Genomic DNA, 19,483 nt, shown 5'->3' on the forward strand with positions numbered 1-19,483 from the left:
TGGTGCCGAACCATGGGTGCCAACGACATTTAAAACGCACGCAGGTTTGGTCGTCTACACTTTAGGACGGCCAAAGATTTGGGAAGCCCAGAGCGACAGGAAGGACCAATTGTCAGGCATTGCTGTTTCGGGAAGACCACGAAACGGATCAATTGGAAGCACATTCGTCGTCTGTGCTTACGGTTCAGTCCGATCAACACAGCATCAGTCGAAGTAACAACGCCACAACAGTAACAGTTGGAGAAAGAAATGAACGGAAATGACGCCAACACAGCAGGCAAGTGCCCCGTAATGCATGGGGCGCGCACGTCGATGGGCAATAAAGGCACAGCCAACCACGATTGGTGGCCGAATCAGTTGAACCTCAACATTCTTCACCAGCACTCTCCGAAGTCCAACCCACTGGGCGCAGACTTCAACTATGCGGAAGAGTTCAAGAAACTCGACCTGGCGGCGGTTAAAAAAGATCTGGCTGCCCTGATGACCGATTCGCAGGACTGGTGGCCGGCCGACTTTGGCCACTACGGACCGTTCTTCATCCGGATGGCGTGGCACAGCGCCGGCACCTACCGCATTGGTGATGGCCGCGGGGGCGCGGGCACGGGTGACCAACGCTTTGCGCCCGTCAATAGCTGGCCTGACAACGGCAACCTGGACAAGGCTCGCCGTCTGTTGTGGCCGATTAAACAAAAGTACGGCAACAAGCTGTCGTGGGCCGACCTGATGATCCTCACAGGCAACGTTGCCCTCGAAACCATGGGATTCAAAACCTTCGGTTTTGGCGGTGGACGCGCGGACATATACGAGCCGGAAGAAGACATCTACTGGGGCGCCGAAGACGAATGGCTGGATAACAAGCGTTACAGTGGTGACCGAGAGTTGGAAAACCCACTGGCTGCCGTGCAGATGGGGCTGATCTATGTGAACCCGGAAGGCCCTGACGGTAATCCGGACCCACTTGGCTCTGCCCGCGACATCCGTGAGACCTTTGCCCGCATGGCAATGAACGACTATGAAACCGTCGCCCTGACGGCCGGCGGTCATACCTTCGGCAAAACGCACGGCGCGGGCGACCCTGCCAACGTTGGCCCAGAACCAGAAGCGGCCCCGATCGAGCAAATGGGGCTCGGCTGGAAAAACAGCTTTGGCAGCGGCAAGGGCTCCGACACCATCACCAGTGGCTTGGAAGGCGCATGGACACCGACTCCCACCACGTGGGATATGAGCTATTTTGATGTCCTGTTCGGCTATGAGTGGGAACTGAATAAAAGCCCCGCCGGTGCCCAGCAATGGCGGCCAAAAGGTCTCGCCGACAAAGATATGGCACCGGATGCCGAAAACGCGTCCAAGCGCGTGCCCATCATGATGTCCACCGCCGACATGGCCATGCGGGAAGACCCGTCTTACCGGAAAATAGCCCAGCACTTCCATAAGAATCCGGAAGAGTTTGCGGATGCTTTTGCCCGGGCCTGGTACAAACTTACCCATCGTGACATGGGACCCCGATCGCGCTACCTCGGCCCCGAAGTCGCAACAGAAGAGCTGATCTGGCAGGACCCGGTACCCGCCGTGGATCACGAACTCGTCAGCAAGCAGGACGTTGCCGACTTGAAAGGCAAAATCCTGGCGTCCGGCCTATCGGTGTCGGAACTGGTCTACACGGCCTGGTCGTCCGCTTCCGTCTTCCGCGGTTCTGATATGCGAGGGGGCGCTAACGGGGCTCGTATTCGTCTGGCTCCGCAGAAAGACTGGACAGTGAATCAGCCGGCCCAACTGGCGAAAGTGCTGCAGACTCTGGAAGGTGTCCAAAAAGCCTTTAACGATGCCCAATCTGGCAATAAAAAAGTATCCCTTGCCGACTTGATCGTTCTTGGTGGCGCGGCCGCGATTGAAAAAGCCGCACAAGACGCCGGGCACACCATAGAGGTTCCGTTCAGCCCGGGCCGGACCGATGCGTCACAGGACCAGACCGACGTTGACTCTTTTGAGCCGCTGGAGCCAGGCGCGGACGGATTCCGGAACTACCGCCGGACCAAGTTCACCGTCTCCGAAGAAGAAATGCTGCTTGACCGGGCGCAGTTGCTGCAACTGAGCGCGCCCGAAATGACCGTACTGGTGGGTGGCCTGCGCGTGCTGGACGCCAACTACGATCGGGCACAGCACGGCGTGTTGACCAAAACACCGGGCACACTCACCAATGACTTCTTCGTGAACTTGCTCGACCTGAATACCGAGTGGAAGCCTACGTCGGCTGACGCAGACGTCTTCGAGGGGCATGACCGTAAGGGCAGTGGTGTTAAGTGGACCGGCACCCGCGTTGACCTGGTCTTCGGATCAAATTCTCAGCTGCGTGCGGTGTCGGAAATCTATGCCCAGTCCGACGCGAAAGAAAAGTTTGTGACCGACTTTGTCGCCGCGTGGAACAAGGTCATGAACGCGGATCGCTTCGACCTCGGGTAACACAAGCGAACCCACTAAACGTCGTCGGGCGCTGCCAAATGGGGTCAGCGCCCGACGTTCGCTGTGCGGCCAAGGCGAACCAACAAATGCCCGGAGTCCGCCACCGGACACAAGCAGAGTGTCAGGTGACCATCAAAAAGGAACGTACAGAGTACCTGCAACGTGCGTAGCCTCCCGACGCCTTAAGTTTCTTCAACTGTTCAGACAACGTCTCAATGAACACTCGGTTGCTCTCCGTATTGTGGCAATGCAAGCGGTCAAAACTGACCAGCAATTCGTAACCCTGTTCGTAACTCAACCTGGGCAAAAAAGGATTGATATCCGGTACCGCCGCGATGACTGCCTCTACCCTACCCCGCTCAAGCATCCTCACCGCCTGTTGCTCAGAACCCACCATGACAACCTTGCCTGACTCTGCAAGCACACTGTCCAAGTAGAGTTCGTGCCCCATGATGGCCGCCAAACGGAGTTTCTGCCAATCACCGACTGAGGAAATCGGAGGCTCACCCCTGACCGTAAAAATATGGAAACTGAACTTGCCCAAGGGGTAACTGGAGACCAACTCCTTTGGACTGTAGCGCTTGTCCAACACATCTCCGAAACTGTAAATGCAGTCCACGTCCCGGTCGTCGAAGGCGACGATCGCCCGGCGATAAGGGAAAAACACCGATTTTATATCGGCGCCCACAGGCTCCATCGCCTCCTTTAAAAGACGCTGATAGATGCCCGAGCCATTTTCTTCCAACAAATGAGCAATGGGCGGAACCGCTATTCGGATTGGGTCGGCGGTTACCATGGCAGGCATGCTCGCAAGACAACACGCACCCACCCACCGCAATGCAAATTTTCTGACGTTCACAAGCCCTGCTCTCTCCGCTGACAAGTCGACAGCCGCAACCCTGCGGGGCATTGGCAACGGCCAAAACAATGAGCGTTCAGCGCCCAATTTTGAGGTGGATTATAGCGGGTTTTGCGGCAACTCACCGTCAGCCGTCGTCAACGTTTGAAAAATCTCAGAAGTTCATCAGTCACCGCCTCGGGTGCTTCCTCTGCCAGGAAATGCCCGCAACTCAGCGCCCGCCCCGTCACATTTTCGGCATAGCCAGCCCAAACATTGAGAACATCGTAGGTGCGATGGACAAACCCCTTATCACCCCAAAGCACCAGCAGCGGGCATTCAATGTTACGGCTCCGGTCGGCGTCGTCATGGTCCAGGTCAATGCCCGCGGCGGCACGATAGTCTTCGCATGTTGCGTGAATGGTATCGAGTTGGCTGAAACATTCGATGTAGGCGGCCACCACTTCGGGGTCAAAATGGGCGCCGGGCGCACTCCAGCGCTTGAGCTTCTCGGTCAGAAAATACGCCGGGTCAGCACCGATCAGCCGCTCCGGCAAACCATCGGGCTGAATCAGGAAAAACCAGTGATAGTAGCCGGTGGCGAACGCCTGATCTGTGTGTTCATACATGTATTGGGTGGGTGCTATGTCCATCACACAGGCCCGCATTACCTTCTCTGGATAATCGAGCGCCAGCCGATGGGTCACTCGGGCGCCACGATCGTGGCCGGCGACATAAAATGTCTCGTAACCCAGTGCCGCCATCACCTCCACCATATCGCGTGCCATCTCGCGCTTGGAATAAATGCCGTGATCGGCGGTTGAGGCGGGCTTTGCGCTGTGCCCGTAGCCGCGCAGATCAGGACAGACAACATGGAAGGTTTTGGCAAGTTCCGGAGCGACAAGGTGCCACATGGCGTGAGTTTCGGGATAACCATGTATCAGCAGCAGCGGTGGACCCTCACCGCCATGGGCGAGATTGATCGTGGCCCCGGCGGTGTCAATTTTCAGTATTTCAAAATCAGCAACGTTCATGACCAACTCCCGCTAAAGTCCCCGGCACGATCACTCAAAACGTATTTTTAGGTGCTTGTGGGTCGTCATCCTCGTCGTCGTCGATTCGTTCAAGCTCCAGTGTCAAACCGGTAGATTTTGGTTCACTGCCGGCGGTTTCTGCCGCCGGTGCCGCTTTGGGCGAGGCCGTCTCGCCCTCCACCAATTTGATGCGAAGCCGTAGATTGTTGGGTGAATCGGCATTGGCAATGGCGTCATCCAGGGTGATCCGCTTTTCCCGATACAAATTAAACAGAGCGGCATCGAAGGTTTGCATCCCAAGATTCTCCGACTTCTCCATGATCTCTTTGATTTCAGTCAGGCGGTTCTTGAGAATCAGTTCCTGAATGGTCTTGGTGCCCAGCAGGACCTCCACGGCGGCACATCGCTTACCGTCAGCGGTAGGCACCAGGCGCTGGGACACGAAGCCCCGAAGGTTTTGCGCCAGGCTCATCAGCAACGCCGGCCGTTTTTCATCCGGAAACAGGTTGATGATGCGCTCCAGCGCCTGATTCGAATTGTTGGCGTGCAGTGTGGAAATTGCCAGATGGCCGGTCTCGGCAAATTCCAGCGCATGTTCCATGGTTTCCCGATCACGGATCTCACCAATCAAAATGACGTCAGGGGCCTGTCGCAGGGTGTTTTTCAGGGCATTCTTGAAGCTGCGGGTATCAACACCGACTTCCCGCTGGTTGATCAAGGATTTTTTGTGTTTATGAACGAACTCAACCGGGTCTTCAATGGTAATGATGTGGCCCCCGACGTTGCTGTTCCGATGATCGATCAAGGCCGCTAGCGAGGTCGACTTACCCGACCCGGTGCCACCCACGAACAGCACCAGTCCGCGCTTGAACATCACCAATTCCTTCAGTACCGGTGGCAAGCCCAAGTCTTCGAACTTCGGAATGTCGGTCTTGATGTTGCGTGCAACGATCGCGACTTCGTTCCGCTGCTTAAAGATATTGACCCGAAACCGTCCGATGCCGGAAATCGAGATCGCCAGGTTCATTTCGAGTTCGCTCTCAAACACCTTGCGCTGCTCATCGTCCATGATCTCATTGGCAATCGTCTCGACCTCACCGGGTTTCAGCGGCTCCCTGGACAGCGGTTTGAGGTCACCCTGGAATTTACCGCAAGGGGGCGCGCCCGTACTGAGATAAAGGTCTGAGCCGTCTTTTTTTGCCAGAATATTCAGGTACCGGTCAATCGGAGTCGCCATGGGTCAAAATTCCACTAAGTGTATGATCGCCCGATAATACCTGAATGCCGATAAAACGGTGGCGTAACAAGCATCGGAAATTCGTCTTAAGGTGCCTGAGGGAGCACGAAAAAAAAAGCCCTGCCATCATTGAATACAGCAAGACATCTGAACCAATTGATTATCGCTCAGTCCACGGCGTCAGCCATGTTTGCGAAAAAAAAGCGCGAAGCCAGCAGGGCTGGCACTATTTTCCAGGCGAAGGTTGCCAGACAAGGAGTGTCAGGCAAAAAGGCCAGGCAAAAAGCGCCAGGCATCGTTCGGCCAGGGGGAGTGGCCGCTTGACGATTGATACCTCCCGGCCAGGGCAACCCTCCGATGAGAAGGTTGCCCGCTGGGTACGATAATACGGCTACTCGGAGGCCGCAATCAGGCTGGCGTTACCGCCGGCTGCCGTGGTGTCCACGCACAGATGGCGCTCAATCACAAACCGTTGATCCAGGGTATGCTCCGTGATCAATGGCAGCAGCGCACCGTCGCGCTTGGCCAGTGCCAGGCGATACTCCTTCAGTAACGCCGGCTCGGCACAACTGACCACCGCCTCGAATCCAGTCGCCGTTGCCAACGCGTCCGGTTGCAGCAGACCCTCGATACCCACGATGGGGAGGCCAGCGTTAGCAGCGCGGCCGACAACATCGTCCACACCCGGTGCAATCACCACCACCTTGTTGCCCTGTGACAACGCCGTTGCGGCCTGTTCCAGCGCCGTGTCCTTATCCGGGCCGAGACACACCACCACACCACGGGCATGGTTGGTCAGCCGGTTCAGCTCACCGGTCGGTCCGGGCATTTCTTCAACGTGGGCATCCAACGGCTCCGGCACGCTACCGAAGATGGGCTTCATCGCATCAATCCGGGCGTCCGGTGCGAGTGTCTTGGTGCTGGACAGCTTGCCAATAAGCCCTTCCAACTTCTTGGCATCCACCTTCTTGCCACCAGACTCTGCGGGGCGCTGGACCGTGCTTCCTTTCAGGAAGCGACGCACATACTGCGGGCCGCCCGCCTTCGGACCGGTACCCGACAAGCCTTCACCGCCAAACGGTTGTGAGCCGACGATGGCGCCAATCTGGTTACGATTGACGTAGACATTGCCTACCTTGATACGGCCGGCAATACGTTCCACACGACGGTCAACACGAGTATGAATGCCGAACGTCAGACCGTAACCTTTGGCATTGACCGCGTCCACCACCTTGTCGATGTCCTTGGCCTCAAAGGTAGCGACATGAAGGATGGGGCCAAAGATCTCTTCTTCCATTTCTTCAATACCGCTCACACTGATGACCGCCGGAGACACATAAGTGCCTTTTTCCGGTACCTGCAGTTTTTTCAGCAGTCGACCCTTACGCTCAAACTTGTCGCAGTGATCCACGATTTTTTTACGGGCGGCCTCATCGATGACAGGGCCAACATCTGTGGACAATAACCACGGATCGCCAATGCCCAGTTCTTCCATGGCGCCATAGAGCATTTCAAGCAGGTTTTCGGCAATGTCTTTCTGCACGTACAACATGCGCAGGGCCGAACACCGCTGGCCGGCGCTCTGGAACGAGGATGCCAGCACATCGCGTACAACCTGTTCCGGCAGCGCGGTCGAATCGACAATCATGGCATTCAGGCCACCAGTTTCCGCCACCAGAGCAGCGTCCGGCGCCATGTTCTCCGCCATGACCTTGTCGATTCGCTGGGCCGTAGCGGTAGACCCTGTGAAGCACACACCCGACAAGCGGGAATCCGACGTCAACGCGCCACCCACGGTGGCACCGGTGCCTGGCAACAGCTGGACCGCATCTTTCGGAATGCCGGCTTCGTGCATCAGCTCCACTGCGCGCACAGCCAGCAAGGAGGTTTGCTCCGCCGGTTTGGCGAGCACCGTATTGCCCGCAGCGAGGTTGGCAAGAATCTGACCGGTAAAGATGGCCAGGGGGAAGTTCCAGGGGGAGATACAGCAAATCACCCCGCGAGCATCTCCGCTATCCTTGTAACGCAAGCCTTCATTGGCGTAATACTGCGAGAAATCGACGGCTTCCCGGATTTCGGCAATGCCGTCCAGCAGTGACTTACCCGCTTCCCTTGTCGTCAGTGCAAACAGCTCGTGGGCGTGCGCCTCGTAAAGATCGCCCACTTTGCGAACACACGCGGCTCGCTCTTCCGCTGACTTGGCAGACCAGGTCTTAAAACCTTCCTGGGCCGCGGCAATGGCGGTATCGACATCGGCTTCAGAGGCCTGGGTGACGTGGCCCACCGTGTCTTCCGGATTGGCGGGGTTACGCACCACCTGCACTTCCGTGCCGGCTACATTGCCCGCAATCACCGGCCCGCCCGTCCAGCGATGGTCGCGGAACGCGTCACGGCCCTTATCGATCTCGGCCACCGTCAAGGGATCGGTAATGTCCCAGCCTTTCGAATTCCGGCGCTGCTCACCGAACAATTTCCTGGGGTGCACGATGGCCTTGCTGGAGATGTTTTCACCCATCTCCTTGACCGAATCGATTGGGTCCTTGGCAATTTCCTCCGGCGTGATGCGAGTATCCACAATCTGGTTGACGAAGGAACTGTTGGCCCCGTTCTCCAGCAGGCGGCGCACCAGATAAGCCAGCAGGTCGACGTGGGCACCCACCGGAGCGTAGATGCGACACGGAACGCCGCTGGCTTTGAGTACCTCATTGTGCAGCGACTCACCCATCCCGTGCAGACGCTGGAACTCGTAATTATTCAGGCCCTTGATCTTGGCCAGCTCAATAATTGCTGATACGGAGTGTGCATTGTGGGTGGCAAACTGCGGGTAGATCCGGTCAGTCATGTTGAGCAACTTGGTCGCGCAGGACAAGAATGACACATCGCTGCAGGCTTTGCGGGTAAACACCGGAAAGCCGTCCAGTCCCATAACCTGAGCGCGCTTGATCTCGGCATCCCAGTAGGCGCCTTTCACCAAACGAACCATGATGCGGCGGTCCAGTTTTTCTGCCAACCCATACAGCCAGTCCAGCGTGTGAGCCGAGCGCTTGCCGAATGCCTGCACCACGACACCAAAGCCGTCCCAACCGGCCAGTTCCGGGTCGGACAGAATCGCTTCGATCACGTCCAGTGACAGGTCCAGCCGATCTTGCTCCTCGGCGTCGATGTTGAAGCCCATGTTACCAACAGCGGCTTTCTTCGCCAGTTGCAACGCCCGGGGTACGAGTTCGTTCATCACCCGCTCTTTATTGCCATACTCATAGCGCGCAAGCAGCGCCGACAATTTCACTGAGATGCCGGGGTTTTTACGCACATCGCCTTTGCAAGACTTGGCAATGCTGTCGATAGCATTGGCATAGGATTCAAAATAGCGCTTGGCATCGGCATCGGTTCGCGCGGCTTCGCCCAGCATGTCGTACGAATAGGTGTAGCCTTTCGCCATGTAGCCCTTGGCTTCGTCTTGTGCCTCTTCGATATTACGGCCCAGCACAAACTGCCGGCCCATCTCTTTCATGGCTTGACCGGCTACGGTGCGAACTACCGGCTCACCGAGTCGCTTAACCAGTTTGCGAAGGGTTTCGCCCACACTCTGGCGCTCAGAATCCTTGAGCAGGTTACTGGTCATCAACAGGGCGATTGTGGCGGTGTTGATCAGTGAAGACGACGCCTTACCTACGTGCGTGCCCCAACTGCCGGAGGTGATCTTGTCTTCAATCAGGGCATGAATGGTGGTGTTGTCGGGCACCCTTAACAGGGCTTCCGCCAAACACATCAAGGCCACACCTTCTTTGGTGGTGAGGCCATACTCCGCCAGAAACTTCTCCATAATAGTGGACTTGGCGCTCTTGCGAACACTGCGCACCAAGTCCGCCGCGCGCGCTGAAATCGCCTGGCGCTCGGACTGGGACAACTGCGCACCAGCAATCATCTCCCGAATTACGGTGTATTCGTCGGCGAGATAATATTCACGAATCGCCTGCCGGCTGTCGACAAGTGCGGGCGTTTCTGATTGCTGCGGTCTCATGGTTGTACCCTCATAATTGTGAGCCCTGCCCGCTGTCTTTAGCGGTCAAGACTGTTTCACGGTAAAGCAGGACCCGCATACCGTTTATTTTGTCTCATTCAGATTTTAACAGATAAATAAGAATATGATTTTAAAGACAAAACGGCCTGAGCCACTAACACAGATGTCATGCAAGTCCCTGCGACAAATTTTTCTCTCACTCATCAGCATAGCTGTGATGTCGGAGACTTGCAGGAATCGTCAGATTCAAGCACGTCCGTCCCACCGTCACGGCTATTGGGCCAGCCCTACCTAAGGTTTCATACTATGGTGCTGAGGTCTACGTCATGGTTCGCCAGGGAGATCAGAATTCGCCGGCTCCCTGAAAATTGTAGGCTGACGCTGCGATATGAGCACGAGCCTGCTCACAAATCCTGCGCCGGCATCGTTTCGGCCAACTGGTTATCCAACGCCTGGGCCGCCACCAATGCCGGCCGATTGGCGAGCTTCGCGGCGTACGCCTCAAATTCCGGTCGTCTGGGTAGTGAGCCAAACTGCATACCCCACAAAATGTGGGCGCCCACGTACACATCCGCCGCCGTAAAGCGGTCACCCGCCACGTAACCCGAGCCGGAAACGGCCAGCGCCAAGGTGTCCAGGGTCAGGTCATAGTTGCCGTAACCGACCATCCGCTGCTGCTCCTGACGGACGGTTACCTTCAGCGAATGGTTTACAAGCGCCGCTTCCAGCGGCCCGGCGGCGAAGAACAGCCAACGGTAATAGTCGGCCCGATCCATGGGCGCGGGCGCCAGACCGGCATCCGGAAAGGTATCGGCAAGGTAGGCACAGATGGCGGCGCACTCAGTCACTACATGCCCCTTGTGAGTGATCGCCGGCACCTTCCCCATTGGGTTGATGGCCAGATAATCGGGCGCCTTCATCTCAGTCTCGTAGGCCAATAAAACCTGGCGGTAGTCCGCACCGGTTTCTTCCAGCATCCAGCGAACGATCCGGCCCCGGGACATCGGATTGGTATAAAAGACAAGGCCACAATCAGGGGATTCGGTGAGTGCCATAATAATCCTCCCTATTTAATGAATGGACACAATGAGAGATTAGCTGAGACTGGTTTGATGTGTGAGGGGCTCGCCAGCTCGACACGACCGACCCCGTTTCCTCAACCAGTGCGGTATTCCACCGTGAATCCGACTTTTCCTTTCTACTCCGAGATCTTCTTCGTAACGCTCTGATGTTGTTTTGTAACGATTTTACCACCAGATCAACGACCATCCCGGAGTTGCCTATACTCTTTTTGCTTTGACATCGGCCTGACCAACAACGTCCAGGCCCTTACATCCATGGCGTATCCCTGTCGCACCCTGCCCCCATGGTCCGGCCCAGGCTCGATTAATACCTCAATTGACGGATAATAAAGGAGTAATGATTTTGAAAAACCGGTCAAATAACATCTACTGGGTCACGCTAATGGCATTATTTAGCGCAACCCTACTCTCTGGATGCGCGTCGATGGGTGACGGTCGCAGTGTGGATGACCCAACCAATTCACTGGTGTTTGCCTACATTGATATGGACGACGCACCAACTGACATGAGCTACGCGAAGCTGCAACAGGTTGCGCCCAAGTCGGAGGCCGGTTACTGGGGTATGGGGACCGATGAAGGCATCATCGTGAACCAGTACATTCCACCGGGTTCGTTTCAGATTGCTCACTTTGGCGGCAACTCGTTCCTGATGGGTGAACACCAGTATTCGTTTCCCACTTACGGCCGCAACGCCACCGCAGTCACCATCGAACAACCCGGCATATATTTCCTGGGGGCTTACAAATACCAGGACGTGGACACAGGCTTTTTTGAGGCCGGCAAGTTCTCCATGGAGCCCATCACCTCGCCCACGGAACAGGCGCTACTCAAAACCATCGTGACGATGGACTGGGTTAAAGGCACTCAGTGGGAAGCCCGCATTCGCAAACGTCTGATGGAGTTATCGCAATGACACGCATTTGTTCCCGCTACGCTGGCCTGGGCATCGTTCTGGCGTGTAGTTTATTGGCGATGGGTTGTGTGCCGAGCTCGTCAATCAAGCCGGTTGAAAACCTGACCCAAGTCGGCACCGGCAGCGTGATCGTGGTTGGAAAAATTGAGCTTGAGCCCGGGCTGGCGCCAGACGAGCAAGTGCTGGGTTCCAATTTCGAGGAATTTCGTGATCTCGCGCTGGTCATTACCGATACCGAACTTCGGACGCCCAACGAAACCATGAGCCTCGGAGATCTGACGCGCCGCATTAACGCACCAATGGGCCAGACCTTTTACGTTGGCCATGAGGCGCAACCTTTCTACATCCTGAAATCGTGGGTGGTGATGAATGCCGAGATCAAAGTCGTGTCTCCGAGCGCCACACCCGTGCCCGGCAACGCTCCGCTGTCAGGCATCTTTAAGGTCGAGATGACGCCGGGTGACCGGGCAATTTATATCGGCACCATTCGCTATCACCGTGACCCGTTTTTTAGCACTGAGAAAGTGGAGGTGATTGACGATTTTGCCCAGGCAACAATCGATTTCAAGCAGAAGTTTGGCACTCAGATCGCCTTACGGAAATCGTTGGCGCAGCCCATTGGGCAATGACAAGGAGCAGCGTTCGGTCCGGTCGGCGGGTTCGCCCTGTCGGCGTTCTCGTAACCATCACCCGATGATCTGCTATGGTCCCGCAACGCAACGCCGGGCCTTGAGGGCCCGGCGCCCTGTGTCGCAGAGACGTTTAGCGACACGCCCACCAAGCAGGCCTCAGGGGCGCGCCAGACAGAACACTAGATCTGCTTGTTGACCACAACAGACAGGTCGCTGCGATTGCCATCGATATCAAGCGTGCGGATGGCAAAATACCAGGTGCCTTCGCCCAATTGATCCACCAGCAATTCTTCGACCGAGGCATCGCCCACGGCGAGGGTCTGTGCCAAGGCATCAGGAGCATTACCGTAGGCGACTTCAAAGCCGGCAATTTCACCCATGCTGAGGCTATCGCCGTTTTCCCGGGTCAGTGGCGCCGACCAGCTCAGTAAGGCGGCGTTCGCGGGTACCGATGGTTCCACCACGGTATCCGTCGGCTCAGTGGTGGTTGTTCCGGTATCGGTAGTTCCAGTGTCAGTAGTTCCGGTATCGGTCGTGCCGGAAGTATCAGTACCCCCTGTCGTGGCAACGGTTTCGTCAGTTGAGGGATCCGACTCGCCATAGACATCGGCAACCGTTTTGAAACGCTGCACATTGCGATACTCCACCACCACCAGTTTCTGGCTAATGATGCTCGACTCCACCGTCACCTGAAGCTCGGACGCCTGCAATGCGGCGGCAGCGACAATGTCCGCCAGTGCCAGGTTATCGCCATTGCCCATAATATCAATCTGTCCGGTCGCAGCCACCTGCGTGGTCATGTCGCCCAGCACATCGGCAATACTGTTCCATTTTGGGTCATCATTGACCAGCGCCAGAAAGGCTGCGTTGGTGATGGCTACCTGAAGCGCATCTACCGACACATCACTGAGTTGATCAAGCTGAGTCAGGTCTGGCGGAGCCAGGCGCAAGGAACCTGCTGTCAGGCCGAACCAGCCCTCGACAGCCTGGTAAGCATCCGTCAGCGCCGCCGGGGAAAGTCCCTCGGCACTGCGTTCCGCCAGGGTTACCGCAAGATGGCTGAGCGGTGTCAGGTAGACCGTTTCTGCGGCCAGCTCTCCGGCGCCCAGAAGCACAAACCCACTGTCCAGGCCGAAAGTCTGGCCAAAAACAACCGATCCGCCACCGGCTTGATCACAATGGGGAACGACATCACACACCATTTGGGTGGCCTGATCCGCACGAATCTCTACCAGCGCCCAACCATCATCCTGGCCCCGCAAACGCAATTCGTAACTGCCATCGTCTGCGGTTCTCACGGGCTTTGCAGCCAGCCGTTCCGGAGAGAAATAGCCAGCTTTGTCATCCAGCAGACGATTAGCCGTCACAATGCCTTGCTGGATAACACCCTTTATAGCGGCACCCGCCACACGAACAGTCGGGGCATCGCCGTTCTGAGTTTGCCCGCCGACACCGCCGTCGCTTTGAGCTTGCACATCGGCAGCATTGTTGCTGCTGGTGATATCCAGACCGCAGCCGGAAAGCAGGGCCACCAAGGGTAGTGTCAGCAGTCCTTGCTTTAACGTTTTCTTGCCGCAATATGACATATTTTTCACCAAATTATTGACAACTTGGGGAATCCTAACACGTCAATATTCGGCTTTTTGCGGCGAGCTCACCTTTTTCATTCGCCAAATGCGTCAAAAAACTGACACTTACAGCAAGTAACATTCAGTGACACGATGACGCTGGATGTAACGCTGAATTGGCGATTAAAAAAGACACAAACGACTGATTTTAAGTCTTATATTTTTTGGCACTCTTCATTACAGGAACGAGAAAAACATGGAAGACAGGCGAGCCGTTACAAATTAAATCGAGTTAAACCGCACCGAAATACCTCCACGAACGGTGCGGTTAACTCAAAAAGACCGGCCACACAGCGCGACCGTTGATACCGATCAGTGAAGTACCAGACCTCTGACCCCCAAGTTCTGCAGCCCACGGGTTATGCAGAGCCTGCAACAACACGGCGATGGTTGCGGTGTTTACCCTTTCTGCATGTCGTGAATCATTGCGGCAGTTAAAGCGTTGCCTCCAATGCCCCACTGCCCTTCCGGGACCTCTTCGATTTTCACCCAGGTAACCGGGCGCATCGCTTCACCTTCAATTTCGACCATGGTGTCGGTCAGCTTGCGGATCATCTGCGCTTTTTCTTCGTTGCTGAATACGTTCTCAATCAGGTTTACAGTAATGAGTGGCATGATCTGTCTCTCCTGCACATCGGTGTAATGGATGAATCAGAGATACTGGCTTCTGATCGGTCTATAGTAAGAAAGCGCCTGCGTTCGACCTAGTGCGCAGACTGTAGTGGTGAACTACGTTTTCCGTAGTTCACCACTACAATTAAAGGGGCCTGAACACTGGGGTAAGGTATGGAATACGGTCAATTCTGTCCGGTTGCCAAAGCCATGAGCCTGCTGGGCGAAAAGTGGACCCTGCTGATACTTCGCGAACTGCACATGGGCGCCACCCGCTTCAATGAGCTGCAACGCGGGTTGGCTCTGATTTCACCCACCGTACTGACCAAACGTTTGAACGAACTCGCCGATGCGGAACTTATCCTGCGGAGGAAAATATCGGGCCAGCGGGGCTTCGAGTACTTCCTGACGCAAGCCGGCAAAGAAACGCTGCCGATGCTCAAGACGGTAGGTGAATGGGGTATGCGGTGGGCGCGAGGGGACCTTCGGGAAACCGATCTCGACGTTGAATTGTTGATGCTCTACTTACAGCGCAGTATCAAAACCGAAAACCTGCCCGGCGATGAGGCGGTCATCAAGTTTGAATTCACCGATCTTCAAAAGCTGAATAACTGGTGGCTGCTGGTCAAAGGCTGCAACGTCGACATCTGTCTGGAGAACCCTGGCAAAGATGTCGATGTCTATTTCACCACGGATCTCAGAACCATGGTGGCGTGCTGGATGGGAGACCGGACCTACAGGGCCGCCATTGCTGACAAAAGCCTCAGGTTGATCGGGCCATCGGTGCTCACTCGCAATGTCCAGGACTGGCTATCGGACAGCATATTCGCCGGCATACCGCCGGCTCGGGAGATTTGACCGCCGCAGCAGAGAACACAAGTAACTGACTGACTGCCACCCCAACCGAACACACTGGTGGATCGGGAGTGTTAAATGAAACCTGACAATCGGCACAGCCGCCCATCCTCCGTCACCGAATTCAGACAACTGGAGGGCGTCTGGCGCTCGCAAGGTTATGGCAAAGTACTGCTGATCGGACGAGATGGGTACACCCTCTTTGAAGAAACCACCATCAGTTGTCAAAAACTCTTCGGCGGCACCATCGATGAGCTCGGCCATTATTACGAAGACCCCATCGTGTCCCCTGGCGGGCAGGTGTTCAGTGCCCACCGAGTCACCGGGGTCGCACGGGTCAGCTTCCGGCGCCTCAAGGCCTTGCCGGCCACGGCGGCAGCAACCCTGGCGCACGACCCGATAGACCCTGAATACAACTTCGACATCTTCTGGCGTACGTTCCATGAGCAGTACGCGCTGTTCGAACTGAAAGGCGTGGCCTGGGACCAGTCCTACCATACCTACCGCCCCCGAATAGACGCGAACAGCTCACGGGAAACCCTGTTTGCCACCATGGCGGCGATGCTGCGCCCACTGAAAGACGGCCATATCCGCCTTCACTCACCCTGGGGGCACTTCAATGCCGGCGCCCTGCCCGCGCTATACAAACGCCTGGCACGCGAGTTGGAGGAGGCCAATGATGACCGGGAAATCACCAGTTACCTGGGCGACCTGAAAGAATGGCTCCACGATGTGATTCATGAGGACTATCTCGCCAACACGGTCCGCCACGGCTGCAAACGACTGGTGGAATGGGGGCGCCTGAACACCGCCACCGGCTACCTCAACATCCGGGCCATGGCAGGCCAAAGTGGCAAAACCGGCAACCCCACCGGCGACCTGAGGGCCATCGACGGTGTGATGCAGAATGTACTGGCCGACATAGGCAGCCTGCCAAATCTGGTGGTGGATATTCGTACCAATGGCGGCGGTTACGATGCCATCGCCCTGCGGTTTGCGGCCTATCTGATGGACCGCAAGCGGCTGGCCTTCAATAAGTCCGCCCGTCACGGCAAAGGCTTCACCGGAAAACAGGCTATCCACGTCACCCCCGCCAGCGGCGACACCTACCGCGGCAACCTGTTTGTGCTGACCAGCGAACTCACCGCCAGCGCTGCGGAAATCTTTGTGCTCTCGTTATTACAGCACCCGCGCCTGACCCTCATTGGCGAACCCACTCAGGGCATTCTCTCCGATACTCTGGAGCGCCACTTGCCCAACGGCTGGCATTTGACACTATCCAACGAAATCTACGAGGCCCACGCTGGCCAGCTCTACGAAGACGTCGGCATCCCGCCTCACATCCGTCTGCCCTATCTTGGCCGCAAGGGGCGGGAAGCGGGCACAGATCCGATGTTGGAACGGGTATTGAAGCTGGTGTCTGCGGGATAACACCGAACCCGCTGTTACCGGTCAACCTCGGACAGCCAGCCCACGGCAAGCCGCCCAATGAGTGGTCATTCCGACGCAGTAATAGCGGTCATCAGACGTCAGTCAGGACTTGGCAAAAGCTCAGCCAAAGCCTAGCCAAAGTAATCCTGCATCCAATCAAACAACGTCTCCACCTTCACCTCGGCCAGCGTCACACGCTGAAACTCAGCGCTCGCCTCTTCATCCAGGGTGCCGAACTGGCAAAGCAGGGTACCGGGCTCCTCATCGTGCAGAATCAGCATGATGCGTCGGCGGGTGCGCAGGCAGTCGAGAGTTATGGCGTCCGCAGGAATGCCTACATCGCGCATACCGCGACGCACTCCCACCACCGGGTTGATGTGCTGATGGGCTTCTTGAATGCGCGCGTGCGCCTCGCTGGTCTTATCAGACAGCGCTTTCAGGGGGTCTTCGGCCATTCGGAGCCGCCTTCCTTTATTGCAGTGAATTCTGTGTGCATTACGTCAGTCCAACGACACAATTCTAACGGACGGTGGCGCCAAAGCCGAATCGGCCCACATCCGGTGCGTAACGCTGCGCCGGCATGCGCCATACCAGTGCATGGAAGCGGGCGAACACCGGCCCAAACGGGCCTGTAGCCCGAGTCTTGGGGACCTCTCCCTACGGTATGCATTTTGCAATACGAAGTTTAGCGCGCTACCCACCACAAGGAAGAACAATGAGCCCACTGCTGTATCCTGCCGCCTTACTTGCCCACCCGTTCGGGCCCGGAGTGGTTATTGCTGGCCCTGCCCTGGCACTGATCACCGGAATGGGGCTGGTTATTTCAGGCTTTTCCTTCGCCGGGCTCATTGTGATGGCTGTGGCCGGGTACCTCACGACCGGTTTATTGACCCTGGCCCACAGCGAAGCCGGGACTTTGGTCGAGAGTTGCCAACGTCAGACACACAACATGGATTATCGCCTTCTCGACACACGCCTGAGCTTACTGGGCCCCGTCGCCCAGGCTTTCGCCAACACTTTGCGCGACGCCCAGCGCCGTGAGCAAACCCTGGCCGACCGGCTGGCGGAAATCGCCCACGCCACTGGCGAACTGTCCCAGAGCAGTGAACTCATCGCCCTCAGCGCTGGCGAGCAGCGTCAGGCATCGGCTGCAACCTCCGCGGCCGTTGAGCAGATGAGCCAGAGCGTTGCGGAAGTGGCGCGCAATGCCCAGTTTTCTGAACAGGCCAGCGAGCAGGTCAGTGACCTGGTCAGGGAAGGTGGCAGCCGCCTGGCCACCGCCAGCGACACCATCGGTGCAATGGCCGCCGAAGCGGAACAAACCACCCGGTTGATGACACAGCTGCTTGCCCAATTCCAGACCGTCACCACCATGACGGCCAGTATCAGCCAGATTGCAGACCAGACCAACCTGCTCGCCCTGAATGCAGCAATCGAGGCGGCCCGTGCTGGTGCGGCCGGTGGCGGCTTTGCCGTTGTCGCCAACGAAGTACGCCAACTGGCCAACAACAGCCAGCAGTCGGCCAGAGACATTGGCGCCAATATTGCGAATGTCAGTCAAAAAATCGAAGCCACTCACCGCCAGATGGATCGACTGCTGGGCCAGGTTCAGGACAGCGTATCCCACACCCAGGCGGTGCGGGATTGCCTTGAGCAAATACAAAGCCACTCCGTGCAAATGAATCAACAGGTCGCTTCCGTCGCACAGAACGCCCGGGAACAGGACCTTGCCATAGGCGAGATTGCCAGCCAGATCGATACCATGCACCAACGAATCGACGCCAACGGTCAGGCGACCGAAGAAACCGATCGGATTGTTCAGCATATCCAGGGACTGACCACAGCCCTCTCAGGGGCGGTTATTATGAAAGGAGCTCAGTGATGGAACTGCTCATGGCGGCCGCGTCTGTCCTGACCCTGGTGATTGTCGCCGTGCTGGTGATCCGGAAATCCCGGCGGACCCCGGCTAGACGGGCGGAAGGATTGCGTTTGCTGAAAGGCATGCGACACTTGCTGGAACACCTGCAACAGCACCGGGGCCTGACCACCGGATTCCTGGGCGGCGACCATTCCCTGAAACCAAAAATCGATCAGATCCGGCGGACGATCGCCGGCGATCTTAGCAATCTGGATGCCTCCAGCCTGTCGCACCACGACCGCTGGCAGGCGTTTTCAGACCATTGGTCAAGGCTTGAAGGCGCCAGCCTGTCATTGCCTGTGACGGATAACCTGAAACAGCATAATCAATTACTGGCCAATGTACTGCCACTGATTGAAGACATCGCGGCGCAGCATGCGTTGTTGTTCCTGACACAGCCCGGTGATGGTGTGGCAACGCTCTGGCGCGAATTGCTGTACACCACGGAGTGGCTGGGCCAGGCACGGGCGCTGGGCACTGGTATTGCCGCTGCAGGTCAGAGCACGGGCGTCGAGCGCATCCGACTGGGTTTTCTCTGTGAGCGCATCCGGGCACTGTCCACCACCGCCCACACCGACCTGGCCGGGCACAGCCAGACCGGCTCATTATCCCTGAAAGAAGCCAGCCAGACAGTCGCAACCCTGTTGTCGATTATCGACACCGAATTCCTGTCTGAATCAGCACCGAAGCTGCCCGCCAGCACGTACTTCGACCAGGCCACCAAGGCCATTGGAGCCCAGTTCGCGGTCGTTGATGAAATGCTCCTGGCATTGCAGCACCACGTCTGACCTGCGGCGGGCAAACACACGCCAGGGTGTTGCC

15 protein-coding genes are annotated in these 19,483 nt (G+C 56.9%); 7 read left to right on the forward strand and 8 right to left on the reverse strand.

Features of this window, described 5'->3' with window-relative positions:
• The first annotated feature begins 249 nt into the window (after positions 1 to 249).
• Positions 250 to 2,460: a catalase/peroxidase HPI gene (katG, locus tag GRX64_RS01905; protein ID WP_166263504.1), complete on the forward strand. Its 2,211-nt coding sequence runs from the start codon at positions 250 to 252 to the stop codon at positions 2,458 to 2,460.
• Between the two features lie 121 nt (positions 2,461 to 2,581).
• Here the strand turns inward: katG and GRX64_RS01910 are convergent, their stop codons facing one another.
• The 5 genes from GRX64_RS01910 to GRX64_RS01930 all read right to left on the reverse strand — a co-directional run bounded on the left by GRX64_RS01910 (position 2,582) and on the right by GRX64_RS01930 (position 10,645).
• Positions 2,582 to 3,319, reverse strand: coding sequence for a substrate-binding periplasmic protein (locus tag GRX64_RS01910; protein WP_166263505.1), 738 nt, complete (start codon positions 3,317 to 3,319; stop codon positions 2,582 to 2,584).
• Positions 3,320 to 3,456: 137 nt separating this feature from the next.
• Positions 3,457 to 4,332, reverse strand: a complete 876-nt coding sequence (locus GRX64_RS01915; RefSeq protein WP_166263506.1) for an alpha/beta fold hydrolase — start codon at positions 4,330 to 4,332, stop codon at positions 3,457 to 3,459.
• Positions 4,333 to 4,366: 34 nt separating this feature from the next.
• Positions 4,367 to 5,569 carry a PilT/PilU family type 4a pilus ATPase gene (locus GRX64_RS01920; protein WP_166263507.1) on the reverse strand — a complete coding sequence of 401 codons (1,203 nt, stop codon included), beginning with the start codon at positions 5,567 to 5,569 and terminating at the stop codon, positions 4,367 to 4,369.
• A 391-nt stretch (positions 5,570 to 5,960) separates the two neighbouring features.
• Positions 5,961 to 9,590, reverse strand: coding sequence for a bifunctional proline dehydrogenase/L-glutamate gamma-semialdehyde dehydrogenase PutA (gene putA, locus GRX64_RS01925; protein ID WP_166263508.1), 3,630 nt, complete (start codon positions 9,588 to 9,590; stop codon positions 5,961 to 5,963).
• A 404-nt stretch (positions 9,591 to 9,994) separates the two neighbouring features.
• Positions 9,995 to 10,645, reverse strand: coding sequence for a glutathione S-transferase family protein (locus tag GRX64_RS01930; RefSeq protein WP_166263509.1), 651 nt, complete (start codon positions 10,643 to 10,645; stop codon positions 9,995 to 9,997).
• A 451-nt stretch (positions 10,646 to 11,096) separates the two neighbouring features.
• On the opposite strand from GRX64_RS01930, the gene GRX64_RS01935 reads away from it, so the two are divergent.
• Both GRX64_RS01935 and GRX64_RS01940 read left to right on the forward strand, forming a co-directional pair.
• The gene (locus GRX64_RS01935) at positions 11,097 to 11,585 is read left to right on the forward strand and encodes a hypothetical protein (RefSeq protein ID WP_166263510.1); all 489 of its coding nucleotides are present in this window, start codon (positions 11,097 to 11,099) and stop codon (positions 11,583 to 11,585) included.
• Positions 11,582 to 12,214: a hypothetical protein gene (locus tag GRX64_RS01940; protein WP_166263511.1), complete on the forward strand. Its 633-nt coding sequence runs from the start codon at positions 11,582 to 11,584 to the stop codon at positions 12,212 to 12,214. The genes GRX64_RS01935 and GRX64_RS01940 overlap by 4 nt, the downstream gene beginning before the upstream one ends.
• A gap of 182 nt (positions 12,215 to 12,396) precedes the next feature.
• Here the strand turns inward: GRX64_RS01940 and GRX64_RS01945 are convergent, their stop codons facing one another.
• Complete coding sequence (locus GRX64_RS01945) at positions 12,397 to 13,803, reverse strand: hypothetical protein (protein ID WP_166263512.1); 1,407 nt, start codon at positions 13,801 to 13,803, stop codon at positions 12,397 to 12,399.
• Between the two features lie 441 nt (positions 13,804 to 14,244).
• Positions 14,245 to 14,460: a tautomerase family protein gene (locus tag GRX64_RS01950; protein WP_166263513.1), complete on the reverse strand. Its 216-nt coding sequence runs from the start codon at positions 14,458 to 14,460 to the stop codon at positions 14,245 to 14,247.
• A 171-nt stretch (positions 14,461 to 14,631) separates the two neighbouring features.
• On the opposite strand from GRX64_RS01950, the gene GRX64_RS01955 reads away from it, so the two are divergent.
• Positions 14,632 to 15,315 (forward strand): winged helix-turn-helix transcriptional regulator, encoded by a 684-nt coding sequence (locus GRX64_RS01955; RefSeq protein ID WP_166263514.1) that lies wholly within the window; start codon positions 14,632 to 14,634, stop codon positions 15,313 to 15,315.
• Positions 15,316 to 15,390: 75 nt separating this feature from the next.
• Positions 15,391 to 16,743 carry a S41 family peptidase gene (locus GRX64_RS01960; RefSeq protein ID WP_166263515.1) on the forward strand — a complete coding sequence of 451 codons (1,353 nt, stop codon included), beginning with the start codon at positions 15,391 to 15,393 and terminating at the stop codon, positions 16,741 to 16,743.
• Positions 16,744 to 16,874: 131 nt separating this feature from the next.
• Here the strand turns inward: GRX64_RS01960 and GRX64_RS01965 are convergent, their stop codons facing one another.
• Complete coding sequence (locus GRX64_RS01965) at positions 16,875 to 17,198, reverse strand: hypothetical protein (RefSeq protein ID WP_166263516.1); 324 nt, start codon at positions 17,196 to 17,198, stop codon at positions 16,875 to 16,877.
• Positions 17,199 to 17,458: 260 nt separating this feature from the next.
• Here GRX64_RS01965 and GRX64_RS01970 point away from each other — a divergent pair, with 260 nt between their 5' ends.
• On the forward strand, positions 17,459 to 18,625 hold the full coding sequence (locus GRX64_RS01970; protein WP_166263517.1) for a methyl-accepting chemotaxis protein: 1,167 nt from the start codon (positions 17,459 to 17,461) through the stop codon (positions 18,623 to 18,625).
• The gene (locus GRX64_RS01975; protein ID WP_166263518.1) at positions 18,625 to 19,449 is read left to right on the forward strand and encodes a nitrate- and nitrite sensing domain-containing protein; all 825 of its coding nucleotides are present in this window, start codon (positions 18,625 to 18,627) and stop codon (positions 19,447 to 19,449) included. Before GRX64_RS01970 ends, GRX64_RS01975 begins: the two co-directional genes overlap by 1 nt.
• Positions 19,450 to 19,483 lie beyond the last annotated feature (34 nt).

The organism is Marinobacter caseinilyticus, from assembly GCF_011074955.1.
Lineage (GTDB): Bacteria > Pseudomonadota > Gammaproteobacteria > Pseudomonadales > Oleiphilaceae > Marinobacter > Marinobacter caseinilyticus.

What these genes read in the sequence shown, in the direction of transcription:
- GRX64_RS01930 (WP_166263509.1), bottom strand. Translation starts at nt 10,645, where the DNA reads ATGGCACTCACCGAATCCCCTGATTGTGGCCTTGTCTTTTATACCAAT.
- GRX64_RS01915 (WP_166263506.1), bottom strand. Translation starts at nt 4,332, where the DNA reads ATGAACGTTGCTGATTTTGAAATACTGAAAATTGACACCGCCGGGGCC.
- GRX64_RS01965 (WP_166263516.1), bottom strand. Translation starts at nt 17,198, where the DNA reads ATGGCCGAAGACCCCCTGAAAGCGCTGTCTGATAAGACCAGCGAGGCG.
- GRX64_RS01975 (WP_166263518.1), top strand. Translation starts at nt 18,625, where the DNA reads ATGGAACTGCTCATGGCGGCCGCGTCTGTCCTGACCCTGGTGATTGTC.
- GRX64_RS01945 (WP_166263512.1), bottom strand. Translation starts at nt 13,803, where the DNA reads ATGTCATATTGCGGCAAGAAAACGTTAAAGCAAGGACTGCTGACACTA.
- GRX64_RS01960 (WP_166263515.1), top strand. Translation starts at nt 15,391, where the DNA reads ATGAAACCTGACAATCGGCACAGCCGCCCATCCTCCGTCACCGAATTC.
- GRX64_RS01940 (WP_166263511.1), top strand. Translation starts at nt 11,582, where the DNA reads ATGACACGCATTTGTTCCCGCTACGCTGGCCTGGGCATCGTTCTGGCG.
- GRX64_RS01950 (WP_166263513.1), bottom strand. Translation starts at nt 14,460, where the DNA reads ATGCCACTCATTACTGTAAACCTGATTGAGAACGTATTCAGCAACGAA.
- katG (WP_166263504.1), top strand. Translation starts at nt 250, where the DNA reads ATGAACGGAAATGACGCCAACACAGCAGGCAAGTGCCCCGTAATGCAT.
- GRX64_RS01955 (WP_166263514.1), top strand. Translation starts at nt 14,632, where the DNA reads ATGGAATACGGTCAATTCTGTCCGGTTGCCAAAGCCATGAGCCTGCTG.
- putA (WP_166263508.1), bottom strand. Translation starts at nt 9,590, where the DNA reads ATGAGACCGCAGCAATCAGAAACGCCCGCACTTGTCGACAGCCGGCAG.
- GRX64_RS01935 (WP_166263510.1), top strand. Translation starts at nt 11,097, where the DNA reads ATGGGTGACGGTCGCAGTGTGGATGACCCAACCAATTCACTGGTGTTT.
- GRX64_RS01970 (WP_166263517.1), top strand. Translation starts at nt 17,459, where the DNA reads ATGAGCCCACTGCTGTATCCTGCCGCCTTACTTGCCCACCCGTTCGGG.
- GRX64_RS01920 (WP_166263507.1), bottom strand. Translation starts at nt 5,569, where the DNA reads ATGGCGACTCCGATTGACCGGTACCTGAATATTCTGGCAAAAAAAGAC.